The organism is Lactobacillus selangorensis (assembly GCF_001437205.1).
Classification (GTDB): Bacteria; Bacillota; Bacilli; order Lactobacillales; family Lactobacillaceae; genus Paralactobacillus; species Paralactobacillus selangorensis.
On sequence record NZ_JQAZ01000005.1, the window covers coordinates 128,153 to 143,048 of the forward strand.

Here is a 14,896-nt window from a genome sequence, read left to right on the forward strand (position 1 = left end):
ACATTCAACAATAAGCGTGCAAATAGTTTTCAATAAGTAATTATTACATTTTCATTCCATTGATACAAGGGGCCTAAGACTTAGTCCGACCGCATTTGAAAAATTGTCCAATAAAAAACACTTCCCCAGCAGGTGAAGAAGTGTTTCCAAACTTGTTCTTTAAAGAAATTCAGTTTGTGTTTTCGGGTCATAACGGTCGGTCTTCAAAACTTTTTCACCGGCAGCCGGCTTTCCAATCGAAATCGCCATGACGGGTACATACCGTTTCGGGTCAAGCCCCAAAGTCGGAATGATTGTCTTGAAGTCGAAACCGGACCATGGATTGGCTTCATAACCATGAGCCCGTGCGATGAGTAATAACTGCATGCCCACAATCGCACAATCAATAGTGGCATCCAGCGTTAAAAATTCCGGTGTTGCATGCTCGTACATTGGCAGAAAAGTGCTGAAAATTGTATCCAACTGTTTTTTGTCGATTTTGCCTTCATGGTAGGTCTGGGTCCACACATCCCGGTAGACTTCATGCGACTGCGTATCGCCGGCCAAAAAAATGGTTGCGGCGCTAGTATCGACCTGCGGATCGTTGAATTTCATGGCAGCTTGTTTCAGCTTTTCTTTGCCGTCAGGGGTATCGATCACCACAAAGTGCCACGACTGTAAATTGCAAGCTGACGGTGCTGTCGTCGCCTGTGCAATCATTTCATGAAGCTCAGTGCGTGGAATTTTGACATTCGGATCAAACTTCCGCACCGAATGCCGGTTAAACATCACGTCCGCAAAATCATTATTTTTCAAATCAGTCATTCTAATTACCTCCTGCGGTCAAAATCACTTTTTGAATTGTGATTATTATAAACCAATCAGCCGGTATTATTTTAGTGACCTTCCAAATATCCTTGATGGTCGCCCAGCAGTTCAATCTTTTCGTCAGGATGGGCAGCCTGCAACCGTTTGATCCGCTGTTCGCCCCAAATCGACATCTCGACTAAAATTTGATTCAAAGTTTTGCCATAATCCGTCAATTGATAGACCACTTTGGGCGGGACCTGCTGAAAAACATGCCGGTCGATAATCTGATCATCCTCCAGTTCGCGCAGCTGCTGGGTCAGCACTTTCTGTGTAATCTGTGGAATCGCCCGCCGCAGCTGACCGGTGCGCAGCGGTCCCTTGCCCAGGTGGCACAAAATGAGCGGCTTCCATTTGCCGCCGATGACGTCCAGCGTTGCCTCAACGCCGATTTGATAAATTTTTTCCATCGTTCCGCCTCCTTGTTAATAAATGAATACAAGCGCACCGAACATCAAAACAAGTGCCACAATCCGAGCACCGGTAATCGGCTGTTTAGGACTGCCGAACCAACCGAAGGCTTCAATCAGCATGCTGATTACGACCTGCCCAACCACGATGCCGATCATAGCGATGCCGACACCTAAAGTCGGGATGCCGAAAACCAAACTGGTCAGATAAATGACCCCATACAGGCCGCCTAACAAATACCAGCTGCTGTTGGTCCGAATCCCGCTGAAACTGCCTTTGCCAAAGAACAAAACAAGTAGGAAGAGTAAGAACGAACCGGCAAAAAAGTTGTAGAAACTACTTTCGAAGGTCCCAATCGTCTTCCCGAGTTCGCTGTACATCGTGCCTTCGAAACTGAGAAAACTGCCGGCTAATAAAGCTAACAGATAACAAAACAGCTGGCCCAATGAATGGTCTTGCGGACCGGCCTGCTTGTTCTGATCCCGATACAGAAATACCAGTGCGGCGATCAATAACAAGGTCGCGCCAAAACGCTGCCAGCCATACGGAATGACCGTACTACCGAAAATGCCGAAATTGTCAATCAAAAAACTAGCAATCAGCTGCCCGGCAATGGCGACAATGTTTGATGCCACCACACCAATCTGCGGCACTGCCAGAATCATCAGCACCAGATAGCCGGTTCCAAAGACGACGCCGAATAACTGCCATTTCGGCACCGTAACAATCCGCAGGAGCCGCCCGTCCCAAGTCAGCAATAACCAGAAACCTAAAAGAATGGCGCCGACCACAAAGTTCAGCAGCGCCGTTTCAAGCGCCCCGATGCTGGCACTGAGTTTCCCGTTAGTCGCAGATTGCACCCCTAAAATGATACCGCCCAAAATAATGGTCATTAAACTAATCATCATTACACAACCTCCTCGATGACTTTCCAAAAAGATAATAAAAATCAGTATAGGAGATTGTGTTACAAAAAGTAAGTAGGTACTAAAAAGTGCCTATCCGAAAGGAGTCATTTCATTCGCTTTAGAGTGGTTTTAATGATATCACTTCTTCGCATTTTGCAGGGATTCAATGCCTTCATGGGCAATGAAATAAACCAAGATTAAGGCAAAAAACGAATCGACCCACCACCAGCCGCATAAGGCGGTCAGCAATGCACCGACCAAAACGGTGCCGGCCATATAAGCACAGGTCAGGTTGCACATGCCGTCTTCGACCAATGCCTGTGCGTGCAGACGCAGGCCGAGCCGTTTCTTTTGCCGCATCAAAACCGGCATCAGCACAACGGAACAAATCGAAATTGTCAGCCCCGCAAGGCTGGTATCCGCTGCGGCATGAGTCCACAAATGGTAAACAGAAGTCGCTACGACATAAACGGCCAATAAGATCAGGATTGTCCCGACAATCAAGTCAGCTACCCGTTCAGCGTGCCGAATAACAGCCGGTGACGCGCCATTGGCTTCTTTTTTCAATCGCCAGATTAAGGCCCCCCGAGATGATTTCCAAACAGCTGTCCAATCCAAACACAATCAGCAGAATCGATCCGGCTTGCAGACCAGCATAGAGTCCCACTGCAAACTCGGTCGCCATCCAAATGACGGAAAAATACGCCGTCCGCAACCCTGCACGAACGGTCTGTGCGTTATTCTCCATGCGGCTTCCCACACATCACATGGTCGGCATGTTCGAGCATTTCATTGATTACATCTAAAATATGCGGATCATCCAGCTGATAGAAAACTTGTTTGCCTTGCCGTTTCGCACTGACTAATTGATGCTGGCGCAGCAACGCTAGCTGATGCGAAACAACAGACTGTTCGACCTTCAGCAGTTCGGCTAAATCACCGACATTCAATGGGTGCTGTTCGAGCACATCCAAAATCTGGAGCCGGATTGGATTGGCCAGCAATTTAAAAATACGAGTCGACTCCTTCAAATGCGGTTCGTCGATTAGGTTCACCATATATGTCATTCCTTTCATATGTAAAATCTAACATTTGTTCACTGACTTGTAAAGCCGCTCAAAAAAAGTCGCCCACTTTGGGACGACTTTTCCTTATTTCGTTAAAAAGGCAACGGCTAGATTAGTCGCCGTTTCGCGGCTGGCGCCGGTAAAACGATGGTCGGCACCTGGAATTAGGTGCAATTCCGAAGCTTGGTAAACGGCCTGATATTTCTGAGAAGCTTCATGTGCGACAGTCTGATCAGCGGTGCCATGAATCAAACAAACGGGACCTGTGAACCGTTGGGCGACTGCATAAATCGGCAGAACTTGTGCCGTTCTGAGGTAAAAGCCGCCCACTTTTTCAGGATACCAAGACAATGGCAATGCATCTGGAATACTGTGCGGATCATAGTGGCTGCCCTGCAAAACGCCTTTTTGCGCATCGCTTTTTAAAGTGGCTGCCGGCGCCATTAAAACAACTTTTGCAATCCAGTCCGGATATAAACCGGCTAACATGCTGGCAACAACACCACCCTGCGAGTGGCCTAACAACGAAATCTGGCCGACATTGGCCAAATGGCGGACATACAGCAGGGCCGCTTTGGCATCGGCAATTTCACTTGGGACGGTCATGTCTTCAAACTGACCATCGCTGTGTCCATGACCGTCAAAATCAAAGCGCAGTGTTGCCAATCCCTTGGCTGTCAGTTTTTCACTCAATTCATACAATAAATCGGCATGGGTCCTGCCCATGTTGCCGGTAAACCCATGCATCAGGATGACGAAATCATACTTAGCCTGCTGAGCATCTGGAAAATCCAGTGCCCCACGCAAGGTTAAGCCATCCCGTTTAAATTCAATTGCTTGTTCATGCACGTTTAAAATCTCTTTTCAATTATTTTTGCGGCTCGATGAAGGCCTGTTCATGAGCGATTGGGAATTCTTGGGCGGCTGTGGCATTTAAAGCCGTTTCGGTCAGCGCCACTTTAGTGATTTCGGTATTTTCGGCTAGTTGCAGGAAATAGGCATGGCGGCTCAAATCAAAATAAGCCCGGTACTGAGTAAAGTCGCACTTGTTGTTGTCCAGCAGCTTGACACCCTTGGGAATATTGACATTGTCGAGCATATGGACAATATTATTGATACTAGCCGCCTGGCCTTTGGTTTTCTGAGCATACTGACGAGTAAAGGCCGCCCGAACGAAGCGTGAAACAGATGTATAATCACCCGGCAAGCCTAATGCGCCGCTCCCAGCGCCGTAGCTTTGTGCCGCATAGTCGCCGAATTTCTTGTCGCTGTGCGGCAAAGCCTGCAGCTGCGTATAATTATTCAAATTCATCAAATGCCAATTGAAATCAGGCGAATTAGTCATCACACCGGCCGGATCATCATAGACGTTAACGCCGTTTTGAGTGATTTCAATCACCGCACAAGCGCCGGTTGCATCGGCCACAATCCAATGCAGCGGCACCACGATTTGCATAAATGCATTCGCAGCACTAACCACATTGACATGCGCCATTGCCTGCGGTAAATCGGCAACACAGGCGACATTGCCTAACAGCCACATCAGTAATTCATGCGGAGCCACATTGGTTTTATCCGGCACCGCTTGGGCAGCATACTGTGCTTGACCGACAAAATACAATTCGGCCACGCCTAGCCCTTTTTCATTGACCCCGTCGACTAAAATGTAACCGTTCAAATCACGGCCAGTCCCGACGAACCCATAGTCGCCGCTGAAGCCTGCTTCACTTACATCGCTCTTGAAGTGGTAATGACGGGGAATAATCACTGGGCGTCCGCCTAAATCAAAATTAAAATCCATCGTCCGTGCTAAATACCACATGCCGTCTAAATCTTCATACGTTAAACTTGTGCACATTTGAAATAATCCCCTCCTAATCGCTGTTTTAAATTATTTTCACAAAGATAGGATTATTATACGGTTTTATCTTAAAAAGAGCGCAACTTTTATCAACTTGGCTAAGCCACATCTTGGGACTACAAAAAAGCATCGCTGGTCCGATTAACATTTGCCTCTCCAGATTGCAAAACGGCGTCCTCTTCCGCCCATTGCAGCCATTGAAATTTGAAATAGCTGCACCTGAAAATGTTGTATACTGAAGGAAACAAACGAATGAGATGAACAAATATGGCAAACGAAATCAAAGCCGAACTGGCTGCCGGAAAATTGGCTGAATATGAACAGCTCAGCAAAATTTATGATGATATCGTCAAACAATCACGACCGCACTTGACGGTGGAAGGCCAAGGCAAGATTCTGCTGGCTTTAGCCGATGAGGACCATCTGCCTCAGCGAACACTGGCCGAACGGCTCGATATGTCGCCCCAATCAGTCAGTGAATTTGTCAGCAAACTGGCTAAACGCGACATGGTCACCCTCACTAAATCACCGCACGACCGGCGAGTCAACTTAGTCAATTTAACCAGTACTGGCCGTCAAGAAGTCGAAGCTGCTGCGCAGGAGGTACCGCCCTTTGTCAATGCGCTCTCCGATGCCGAACTCGATCAGCTGACGAACCTGCTCACGAAGATTACGGATGCCATGTATACCGATATCGATACGGCCAATCCAACTTTCAGTGTGAAGTTCCATAAATTATTTGCCAATCGTTATTTGAAACGTTTCAAAAAATAAACCGTCCTTTTGCAGACCTCATTTGCAAATAGAATCAGAGAACCATAGAATAAAGATTAGTATGTTTAAGCAAAAAAACAAAAAAGGAAGTATTCGCTTGATTACACTAAAATCAGATCGTGAAATTGAGAAAATGGCCGAATCCGGTGCGATTCTGGCCGGTGCTTTAAAGGGTGTTCAAAGCCTCATCAAACCTGGGACCAGCACTTGGGAGCTTGAACAATATGTCCGGAATTATGTTGAAAGTCATGGGGCCACACCAGCTGACCTTGGTTTCGAAGGTTATAAGTTTGCCACGACCATTTCAACGAATGAAGAAGTCGCCCACACGATTCCCCGTAAACGGAAGATTCTTAAGGAAGGCGACATCGTCAAGGTCGATACGACTGTAAATTACAAGGGTTATATGAGCGACGCCTGCCGGTCCTTTATCGTCGGCAAGGGCACGCCTGAAATCCAGCGTTTGAAAGATGTCACCAAAAAAGCCTTATATTTAGGCATTGACCAAGCTGTTATCGGCAACCGTCTCGGCGATATCGGTGCTGCCATCCAAGATTATGCCGAAGGTGAAAATGGTTTCGGTGTCGTTCGGGATTTAGTCGGCCATGGGATTCAGCCGACAATGCATGAAGAACCAAATGTCCCTCATTATGGGAAACATGGCCATGGTTTGCGTTTAAAGGAAGGCATGACAATCACAATCGAACCGATGATTGATATCGGTACATGGGAAATCAAAGACCGTTACGATGCCAAAGATGATTGGACGGACTATGTCTCAGCTGATGGTTCGGCTTCAGCTCAGTATGAACACACCATCGCAATCACTAAAGACGGCCCTAAGATTCTGACTTCTTACGATCCGGAATATGATGCCAAATATCTGTTGTAAAAATGAACTTAAAAAGACTGTTTTCGCATTGCGAAAACAGTCTTTTTAAGTCTAATCTCGTTTTTGATACACGAGAATGGTTAGCGGCATAAAAATCAAAATCATCACGCCGCCGCTGACAAATACCAGTGTGGCATTACTGCCCCAGCTGCCTGTTTGCAAAATAGTACGAATTGCCGTGATTGTCAGACTGACGGGATTTACCCTTACGAACGCCTGTAGAAAATGCGGCAAAGTTTTGGTTGGAATGAAGGCATTCGACAAGAAAGTCAGTACTAAAATGAGAATCATGGATATACTGCCAATCAGCTCCGCATTTTTAGCTAGCAGACCGACCAACGCAAAGACCCATGACGTCGCCCAGCCAATAAAAATCGCCAGAAATAAAGCTGCCATCAACATCGGCACGCCCGTAGTCGGGCGCCAGCCCATTAAAAAGGCCGTTGCTAAAGCCGTGACCCCTGAAAGAAACAGCCGCAGAATGTCGCCTACTAATTGCCCAGCTAACGGTGCAATTGGTGCAATCGGCAATGTTTTAAAACGGTCAAAAACGCCGGCGTTAATATCTTCTCGCAGCTGTTGTCCTGAACCGGAAGCTGCATTCAAAATACTTTGAACCAGAATTCCGGCGACCAGCATCGGTAAATAAGCCTGCACACTGCCGGCAATCACGCCGCCGAATAGATAGCCGAACAACAATGTAAAAATAATCGGCTCGATAATCACGTCGCTTAAGCTGTCCGGATTGTGCATCGTTTTAAGCAGATTCCGGTGGGTCATCGTGACAATATTACTCATATCATGCATCAAATTGATCTCTCCTTAGTTTTTACCAACAGTCATCTTTAAGAACACATCATCCAGCGACGGTGTTTCGATTGCAAAATGATTCAGCGGAATTTGTGTGCTTTGCAGCTGCGCCAAAACCTGCGCCACCTGCTGCATCTCAGTCTGATTAAGCAGCACCGTCACAGTCCGCCCATCTGTCTGGACGGATTCTCCTAAAACAGTTTGAACAATCGTCTGGACGTGCGGCACAGCTTGCAGTTCGGTGACATCAATTCGTAACTGCATCCCGCCGACTTGCCGTTCCAATTCAGTCGGTGTCCCCATCACAATCATTTTGCCATGGTCAATTAAGGCAATCCGATCGGCCAAATGTTCGGCCTCTTCCAAATATTGTGTCGTCAGCAAAACAGTCGACCCTTCTGCCACCAGTTTGCGAATTGCCTGCCACATCTGCAACCGTGTACGTGGGTCCAGCCCCGTCGTCGGTTCGTCGAGAAACAACAGTGCCGGCTTGCCGACCAGACTGACCGCCAAATCCAAGCGCCGCCGCATCCCGCCGGAAAAAGTTGCTAACGTTTGATCCGCTGACTGCACTAAGTCAAAATCAGTCAGCAATTCATCGGCCCGTTGACGGGCTGCATCCCGATGCAAACCATTTAGTTTGCCGAAAATAATCAAATTTTCACGGGCCGTCAAATCCTGATCGATGGCGGCCGTTTGACCGGTAATGCTGAATTGCTGTCGAGCTAAACGGCCCTGGGTCAGCGTATTATAGCCATTCAATGTGATTTCGCCAGCATCCTGCCGCAGCAAGGAAGTCATCATTCTTAAAATGGTCGTCTTGCCAGCCCCATTCGGGCCCAGCAAACCGAAAATCTCTCCCTTTTTGATTTCAAACGACACATCCTGAACAGCAGCCTTCTTGCCGAAACGTTTGCGAATATTTTTAACTTGCACCACATTTTTAGAATTCATTTTTTAACCTCTTTATATTTAATCAGGCACCCTGAATAAATATATAATAAGGGGACCTGATTAAAATGTCAAGCGTTATCCAAAAGAAACCTATGCTGAAGTCTTTTTTAATTTCAACGTAACGATTGCTAAATCTGCAAGCATCCCAATAAAAAGCTTTCTTTCTGGTGTCCAAGAATTACAATATGAAATGAATAAACATTTGGGAGGATTCAATATGTATTCAATCGGTGACGTTGCCAAAAAACTAAATATCAGTACATCCGCACTTCGTTTTTATGATCGGCAGGGTTTATTGCCGTTTGAACAACGGGACGCTGCAGGCAGACGGCAATTCAGAGAACAGGATTTAAACCTGATTGAAGCAATCGCTTGTTTTAAAGAAGGTCATGTCCCTGTCAAAGACATTGCCACTTTTATTCAATACTGTATGGAGGGCGATTCCTCACTGCAAAAACGGTACGCGCTCATTTCAAAGGAATCTGACGATCTGGCTCAAAAAATTGCTGTCCTACAAAAGGATTACGATTATCTGCAGTATAAAAAATGGTATTTTAAGACTGCCGTGCAGGCAGGTACCGAAAAGATTCATTTCATCAAAGATAGTAATTTCGTGGATCCGCAAGCACGCAAGGATTTCGAAAAATTATATCAGGATAAACAGAAACGCCAAAATCTGGTCGATTTCTAACTTGATTTAAACAGCTTCTTAAGCAGATAAAATAACGAGGAGATGACATAAGTGTCTCTTTCACGAAAAATGACTCTTTCAATGCAATTTTTGCATTGAAAGAGTCATTTTTGTTTGAACAGCATAAATCTGCGAAACGCAGTTGCCATCTGGCATTTACTGCGCATCTGCCAATGTGTGAATGCCCTGCTCCAGCAGGTGAATCTGATAAATGGTTTCTTCATCTTTGACCGTCTTGGGCTTGCCGTTCATAATCGAATCATACAAACCAGCATAAACACGACTGTAATCGCCTATTTCACTGACAACTGCCCCTTGGTGATATTGACCATCCTCATCGAGATACGTCAATTGGCCGTAGTCTTCAGGTCGGTCGCGTCCAAAATCAGGATGATTCGGCATATAGAAATGCTTCAAATCAATTTCCTGCCGGTCCATATTCTGTTTCACAAAAACGCCTTTTTTCCCATAAACCGTGAAACTCGGGCGGGGAAGCAAACGGAAATAACTCGACTTGACCGCCACTTTTGTCATGCCATAATCCAGGTCAATATCAAAATAGTCATTCATCCGATGCCGGCCTAGCAATTGACGCACATCATAGTGAACCCGGTCCGCCTTTCCAAAATAAGCGATAATCTGATCCAGCGTATGGCAAGCATGCCCATATAAAAAACCATTCAGAATGCTGAATTCATGAACGGATTCAGGGACTTGCGGCCGGAAATAATCATAAGTCGATTCAAGCTCCAAAATGTCGCCCAATTTGCCGCTTTCAATCACTTTTTTAACCGTTAGAAAGTCTGAGTCGTAGCGCCGATTTTGATAACATTGAATCAGCAGATTCTTTTGCTTGGCCAGTGAAAATAATTCACGTGCCTCAGCTTCTGTTTCAGTAAATGGTTTTTCAACCAAAACGTTTTTGCCATGATTCAGCACCTCTTTTGCAAGTTGATAATGCACATTGGCCGGCACTGACAAGACCACTAAATCAATTGTCGGATCCTGATAAATGTCCGCAATGTCAGTCGTATAATGCACGTGCGGAATTTTCGCCCAAGTATCCCTAATATGCGGTGCATAAATCGTTTTAATCGCAATCTGATCTTTTAGCTTTAACGCAAACGGAATGTGATAACGATTGGCACTTTTACCATTTCCGATATAGGCAATTGTCATTTTTTTCATATAAACGTCTCCTCAATCTCACTATACAAGTTTTCGCGAAGCTCAGAAACATTTTTAAAAAGATGGGTCATTCATTTTAAAAATTCATCCATGATCAACCTAAAATTAAACATTTTGTTCAAAACGCAGATGTGTCAATTTCTATTAAAGGCCTAGCTCGATTAGCTGCCAAACCGTCTCAAAACGTTGCTGATACATGGAGTCATTCTAAGTCGCCTGAAATTCGCTCAGCATGAAAATACTCATCGTACTTAAAATAGCTGCGGCGCGATGTGAAAACCAGATGGCTGCCGTATTTAACAAGTTTCTCCTGTTCAAACAAAAATGACTCTTTCAATGCAATTTTTGCATTGAAAGAGTCATTTTTCATGAAAGAGACACTTAACAGTCGCACTTTTTTAATCGCGTTGTAGTTTTTCAGTCGACTGCTTGGTTTCAGTGCCCAAGACAGAAACGGTTCCTGCGGCAATAATGATCGCCACGAAGAAAATAATGAAGATAACAGCAATTGACACCTTTGCTTGCAGCAGATAGCCTACTAAGACCGGTCCTAAAATACCACCGATTCGGCCAACACCTGCCGCAATCCCAGTGCCGGTGCCACGAATATCAGCCGGATATTGTTCGGGTGAATAAGCATACAAGGCACCCCAGGCCCCTAAATTGAAAAATGAAAGCAGCATGCCTGCAATCAGCAGAATAGCTAATGACTGTGCCCAGCCAAACACGATCGCCGCCAGAGCTGCTCCGACCAGGAAAAAGACCAATGTGGCTTTGCGGCCCCATTTTTCAATGCACCAAGCCGCCATAAAATAACCAGGCAGCTGGGCTAAGGTCATGATCATCACATAGCCGAAACTCTGTACGATTGAATAACCACGCATCACTAACACACTCGGCAGCCATAAGAACATCCCATAATAGGAGAAGACGACCATGAACCAAACAATCCATAACATCAGCGTGGCCCGTCTATGTTCGGGACTGAATAATTGTGCCAAGCGAACCGGCAACGGCAGTTTTTTTACGCTGCGCACTGACTTGGGCGCATGCCGTTTCAAAGAAGAACGCAAGAACAAGGCATAAAGAGCTGTTAAGGAAGTCAACAACAGCGCCGCACGCCAGCCGAATCTTGGAATCAGCAGATACGAAACGACTGCTGCGACTAACCAGCCGCCTGCCCAAAAGCTTTCCAGCAGAACAACTGTGCGACCACGAACGGCTTCTGGAGCATTTTCAGAAACCAGTGTGGAAGCGACTGGCAGCTCGCCGCCTAATCCGCAACCAATCAAAAAGCGCAACATCAAGAAAAGCAGGTAGCTGGACACCAATGCTGAGAGACCGTTAAAAATGGAAAAAGTCAGCAAACTGAAAATCAAAACACTTTGTCGGCTGTAACGATCGGCCAAGATTCCAAAAACGACCGCCCCGATTGCCATTCCTAATGAACTGACACTGCCGATTAATCCCGCCTGTGCACTAGTCAGATGCCATTCCTTAGTCACTGCCGTGATCACAAAGGACAACATCCCCACATCCATTGCATCAAATAACCAGGCAAACCCCGCTGAAGCCAATAACTTGTGATAACTTGCTTGTTTCAAATCGCACCTCGTTTAACGTGTCAAGACACTTTATGATGCAATTATAGCAATGAAATCTTGCTTAATCAATAGCTAATAATAATTAGTGTCAAGACACTAATTATTGATATAAATATCCGGCTTGGTCCAAGGCTGCTCGAATCTCATCGATTTGAGCAGCAGTATCCGCCATAATCGTATGTGTATGAATCCCATTGGTCAGTTCGCTCAGCAAATGTCCATCGTCCGCTTGCATTTTCGTCACAAATGACTTGACATCGGCTAAACTGCTGACATTGAGCTGTCCGACCAGGATGCCATACAAAGGATGTGCAATTTCAACATCCTTGATAGTCCCGCCATGATTGACCACAAGACTCATTTCATCAGCCGTTTGATCCGGAAAGTGCCGGCACACCAGCTTGATCACGTGCTGTTCTGCCGGCGCATATTCATACCCACGTGGTGTTGGGACAATCTTTTCCCCGCTAGCACGCAGCAAGGCAATATCGCCAACAATCGTCTGCCGGCTCACCCCAAAGCGATGCGCCAAATGGCTGGCTGTGATCGGTGCCTCTGATGCATGTAATAAATTTTGCAGTTCCAGACGTCTTTTATTATTATCTGCCAAAGTGATTCTCCTTTTTATTGTCGTTCACTCTTATTTTACTTGTCCAGCCGCATTTTGAACATCGAATAAAAACAATTTTCGTAGTTCCTGATGGCGAACATGAGCGGCAAATTGCCGAAAAAGTGAATCCGCCAGTCATGGAACTCCTTTTTGCCACCCTCATGCTGATTCCGTTATTCTTGCCCACAATGTGGTTTGCCAATACATCATGGCTGAACATCCTTGTGCAAATTATCTTATTCACAGCCGGCATCTTGTTTGCTTCGAATATTTATTATTATTGCTTATGGAAAAAATAGAATCGCGTTTAATCAAAAAGAGCGCATGACATACAAAAACAGCTTCTTAAATGCAAAAATCACATTTAAGAAACTATTTTCGTTTCGATATTAAATTCGTAATTGCGAACACTAAAGCTGTGTCAGGCAAACATGTCGATTATCATTTTGGCAATCGTCTGATATTGCGATTCCAAGGCAAAGTGTCCCGCATCTAGCAGGTGAATTTCACTGTTGGAATCATCATTCTTGAAAGATTCAGCACCAGCCGGAATAAAGCTAGGATCATTTTTGCCCCACGCAGCCAATAGTTGCGGCTGATATTGACGTAAGTATGCTTGAAACTGAGGGTATAAGGCGACATTCGTCTGATAATCATAAATCAAATCAGATTGCCGATTCGAATAATCGTTTGAATGAGTGTAGTAAATATCCAACGAATAACCATCCGGCGAAATAGAACCTGGCTTTTCACCATTTGTATATTGCCCAATGATGGTTGCAGGTGCAAAGGCCGAAGTTAACTTTTGACGGACTGCTGGTGTCGGATTAGCCCAATATTCAGCCCGTTTCGCCCATTTAGGACCGAGCCCTGCTTGATAAACATTGCCATTTTGGCTGACAATGCCTAAAATCTTGTCAGGATGCGCAGCGGCAATTCTAAATCCGATTGGCGCACCATAATCAAACACATACAGGTAAAATGTGTCCAAATGCATAGCCGTAATGAACTTTTGAACATATTCAGTTAAATGGTCGAACGTATAAGTAAAGTCCGTTGTCAAAGGCGCATCCGACTGGCCAAAGCCAATCAAATCCGGCGCAATGACATGAAAATGCGCCGCCAAAAGCGGCATTAAATTGCGAAACATGGCACTCGAAGTTGGGAAACCGTGTAATAACAAGAAATCGGGTTTACTCGTATCTTCACTTTCACGGTAAAACACATTCAACCCGTCTAAGTTGATTTTTGCATATTTCATTTTGAACGCATCTTTTCATATCATTTCCGATTTTTTTTGGTCAAAATCTGTCTACAGATGCTCATTCCCCATCATGATTTAGGAATAAGCTGGTTTTGTTATTTCATATCTAATCTCTAAAAATGGGCAGCTGGGCTAACGCATGATTCAGGTGGATGGCATCCCACGGCATCGGCTCAGCGAGCGTCAATCCGACCAAATCGGCTGCCTCAGAAACAGCCCTCAATAAATAAGTCACCTGTTTCAAAGTCATTTCACCAATGGCCGCCCCGAATTGAGCCGAATCCAAGTAAGGCCGGGCCGGTAAAATTGACCGAAAATCAGCCGGCGACAAGACATCGAGATCCCAATGAATGGCGACCTGTTCGATTTGGTTGGCTTTAATCCAAGTCAAAATCGGCTGATTTGTCTTAGCTAATTGTTGCGGGGTCGCATAGTCGATCGCCAAATCCTTCACAGCTTGATCCATTGGACGCAGCTGTTCGTATTCAAGTCCGGCCAGCATGACATGACTGGGTTGCAACGGATTCTGGCTGTTAAAATCGCGAGCTCCTTTGCCTAACAAGTTGGCTAAGACCATCTCATGCAGATGCTGAGACTGCTGCTCATTGGAAATATCCGGATGTGCATCGAGCCAAATGACCCCAAAATGTTCGCCATACTGATTATGCAAGTACTCAAATGGCGCTTCAGAAACAGAACAGTCGCCGCCTAAAGTAATCACCTTATCAGGTTTCTCAGTCGCTAAAATCGAACGGGTTGTTTCCATTTGCGCTAATAAAGTGCCTTTTCCATCGATTCGTTCCGTTTCGCTTTGTCGTTCAAATCCCATATCGACAGGTACTTTGATTGTTTCAGCATTACCGTCTGGAACCAGTGCAGCCAGTATTTTTGCGCCCATAACATAGTTTGGATTCATGCCGCCCTGCCATTGCGGTATTTCAAGTCTGATTGTTTCACTCATTTTGCTTCACTCCCATCAATTCATCGCTTCGAGGTAATCATACCTTCATCGCCTT

At 45.5% G+C, this 14,896-nt stretch carries 16 protein-coding genes and 1 pseudogene; 3 read left to right on the forward strand and 14 right to left on the reverse strand.

Annotated features, from left to right (window positions below):
* Positions 1 to 159: 159 nt before the first annotated feature.
* From IV40_RS07735 to IV40_RS07765, 7 genes and pseudogenes are all read right to left on the reverse strand, one after another.
* Positions 160 to 804 (reverse strand): nitroreductase family protein, encoded by a 645-nt coding sequence (locus tag IV40_RS07735; RefSeq protein WP_057770207.1) that lies wholly within the window; start codon positions 802 to 804, stop codon positions 160 to 162.
* Between the two features lie 71 nt (positions 805 to 875).
* Positions 876 to 1,256 (reverse strand): winged helix-turn-helix transcriptional regulator, encoded by a 381-nt coding sequence (locus IV40_RS07740; protein WP_057770210.1) that lies wholly within the window; start codon positions 1,254 to 1,256, stop codon positions 876 to 878.
* A gap of 15 nt (positions 1,257 to 1,271) precedes the next feature.
* Entirely contained in the window at positions 1,272 to 2,165 is an 894-nt protein-coding gene (locus tag IV40_RS10615; protein ID WP_082617937.1) for a DMT family transporter, read from the reverse strand.
* 138 nt (positions 2,166 to 2,303) lie between these two features.
* Positions 2,304 to 2,913: pseudogene (locus IV40_RS07750) on the reverse strand (cation efflux transmembrane domain-containing protein).
* Positions 2,903 to 3,223, reverse strand: a complete 321-nt coding sequence (locus IV40_RS07755) for an ArsR/SmtB family transcription factor (RefSeq protein WP_420843262.1) — start codon at positions 3,221 to 3,223, stop codon at positions 2,903 to 2,905. The pseudogene IV40_RS07750 and the gene IV40_RS07755 overlap by 11 nt, the downstream one beginning before the upstream one ends.
* A 93-nt stretch (positions 3,224 to 3,316) precedes the next feature.
* Positions 3,317 to 4,081: an alpha/beta hydrolase gene (locus tag IV40_RS07760; protein ID WP_236698035.1), complete on the reverse strand. Its 765-nt coding sequence runs from the start codon at positions 4,079 to 4,081 to the stop codon at positions 3,317 to 3,319.
* 19 nt (positions 4,082 to 4,100) lie between these two features.
* Positions 4,101 to 5,090 carry a choloylglycine hydrolase family protein gene (locus IV40_RS07765; RefSeq protein ID WP_057770216.1) on the reverse strand — a complete coding sequence of 330 codons (990 nt, stop codon included), beginning with the start codon at positions 5,088 to 5,090 and terminating at the stop codon, positions 4,101 to 4,103.
* A 270-nt stretch (positions 5,091 to 5,360) separates the two neighbouring features.
* Here IV40_RS07765 and IV40_RS07770 point away from each other — a divergent pair, with 270 nt between their 5' ends.
* Positions 5,361 to 5,867 carry a MarR family winged helix-turn-helix transcriptional regulator gene (locus IV40_RS07770; protein ID WP_057770219.1) on the forward strand — a complete coding sequence of 169 codons (507 nt, stop codon included), beginning with the start codon at positions 5,361 to 5,363 and terminating at the stop codon, positions 5,865 to 5,867.
* Positions 5,868 to 5,964: 97 nt separating this feature from the next.
* Positions 5,965 to 6,759 carry a type I methionyl aminopeptidase gene (map, locus tag IV40_RS07775; RefSeq protein ID WP_057770223.1) on the forward strand — a complete coding sequence of 265 codons (795 nt, stop codon included), beginning with the start codon at positions 5,965 to 5,967 and terminating at the stop codon, positions 6,757 to 6,759.
* A 51-nt stretch (positions 6,760 to 6,810) separates the two neighbouring features.
* Here map and IV40_RS07780 read toward each other — a convergent pair whose 3' ends face one another.
* Positions 6,811 to 7,566 (reverse strand): ABC transporter permease, encoded by a 756-nt coding sequence (locus tag IV40_RS07780; protein WP_057770226.1) that lies wholly within the window; start codon positions 7,564 to 7,566, stop codon positions 6,811 to 6,813.
* 15 nt (positions 7,567 to 7,581) lie between these two features.
* Complete coding sequence (locus tag IV40_RS07785) at positions 7,582 to 8,523, reverse strand: ATP-binding cassette domain-containing protein (RefSeq protein ID WP_057770229.1); 942 nt, start codon at positions 8,521 to 8,523, stop codon at positions 7,582 to 7,584.
* A 217-nt stretch (positions 8,524 to 8,740) separates the two neighbouring features.
* On the opposite strand from IV40_RS07785, the gene IV40_RS07790 reads away from it, so the two are divergent.
* Positions 8,741 to 9,214, forward strand: coding sequence for a MerR family transcriptional regulator (locus IV40_RS07790; RefSeq protein ID WP_057770232.1), 474 nt, complete (start codon positions 8,741 to 8,743; stop codon positions 9,212 to 9,214).
* A gap of 156 nt (positions 9,215 to 9,370) precedes the next feature.
* On the opposite strand, the gene IV40_RS07795 is transcribed toward IV40_RS07790, so the two are convergent.
* The 5 genes from IV40_RS07795 to IV40_RS07820 form a co-directional block, all read right to left on the reverse strand.
* Positions 9,371 to 10,402, reverse strand: a complete 1,032-nt coding sequence (locus IV40_RS07795) for a Gfo/Idh/MocA family oxidoreductase (protein WP_236698034.1) — start codon at positions 10,400 to 10,402, stop codon at positions 9,371 to 9,373.
* Between the two features lie 398 nt (positions 10,403 to 10,800).
* The gene (locus tag IV40_RS07800) at positions 10,801 to 12,006 is read right to left on the reverse strand and encodes an MFS transporter (RefSeq protein WP_057770235.1); all 1,206 of its coding nucleotides are present in this window, start codon (positions 12,004 to 12,006) and stop codon (positions 10,801 to 10,803) included.
* 100 nt (positions 12,007 to 12,106) lie between these two features.
* Positions 12,107 to 12,616: a transcription repressor NadR gene (locus IV40_RS07805; RefSeq protein WP_057770238.1), complete on the reverse strand. Its 510-nt coding sequence runs from the start codon at positions 12,614 to 12,616 to the stop codon at positions 12,107 to 12,109.
* 421 nt (positions 12,617 to 13,037) lie between these two features.
* On the reverse strand, positions 13,038 to 13,877 hold the full coding sequence (locus IV40_RS07815) for an alpha/beta fold hydrolase (protein ID WP_057770243.1): 840 nt from the start codon (positions 13,875 to 13,877) through the stop codon (positions 13,038 to 13,040).
* A 109-nt stretch (positions 13,878 to 13,986) separates the two neighbouring features.
* Entirely contained in the window at positions 13,987 to 14,841 is an 855-nt protein-coding gene (locus tag IV40_RS07820) for an arginase family protein (RefSeq protein WP_057770245.1), read from the reverse strand.
* Between the last annotated feature and the right edge of the window lie 55 nt (positions 14,842 to 14,896).

Coding starts and splice junctions, on each gene's coding strand:
- IV40_RS07735 (WP_057770207.1), bottom strand. CDS start 804: ATGACTGATTTGAAAAATAATGATTTTGCGGACGTGATGTTTAACCGG.
- IV40_RS07740 (WP_057770210.1), bottom strand. CDS start 1,256: ATGGAAAAAATTTATCAAATCGGCGTTGAGGCAACGCTGGACGTCATC.
- IV40_RS10615 (WP_082617937.1), bottom strand. CDS start 2,165: ATGATGATTAGTTTAATGACCATTATTTTGGGCGGTATCATTTTAGGG.
- IV40_RS07755 (WP_420843262.1), bottom strand. CDS start 3,223: ATGGTGAACCTAATCGACGAACCGCATTTGAAGGAGTCGACTCGTATT.
- IV40_RS07765 (WP_057770216.1), bottom strand. CDS start 5,090: ATGTGCACAAGTTTAACGTATGAAGATTTAGACGGCATGTGGTATTTA.
- IV40_RS07770 (WP_057770219.1), top strand. CDS start 5,361: ATGGCAAACGAAATCAAAGCCGAACTGGCTGCCGGAAAATTGGCTGAA.
- IV40_RS07780 (WP_057770226.1), bottom strand. CDS start 7,566: ATGCATGATATGAGTAATATTGTCACGATGACCCACCGGAATCTGCTT.
- IV40_RS07785 (WP_057770229.1), bottom strand. CDS start 8,523: ATGAATTCTAAAAATGTGGTGCAAGTTAAAAATATTCGCAAACGTTTC.
- IV40_RS07790 (WP_057770232.1), top strand. CDS start 8,741: ATGTATTCAATCGGTGACGTTGCCAAAAAACTAAATATCAGTACATCC.
- IV40_RS07795 (WP_236698034.1), bottom strand. CDS start 10,402: ATGAAAAAAATGACAATTGCCTATATCGGAAATGGTAAAAGTGCCAAT.
- IV40_RS07815 (WP_057770243.1), bottom strand. CDS start 13,877: ATGAAATATGCAAAAATCAACTTAGACGGGTTGAATGTGTTTTACCGT.
- IV40_RS07820 (WP_057770245.1), bottom strand. CDS start 14,841: ATGAGTGAAACAATCAGACTTGAAATACCGCAATGGCAGGGCGGCATG.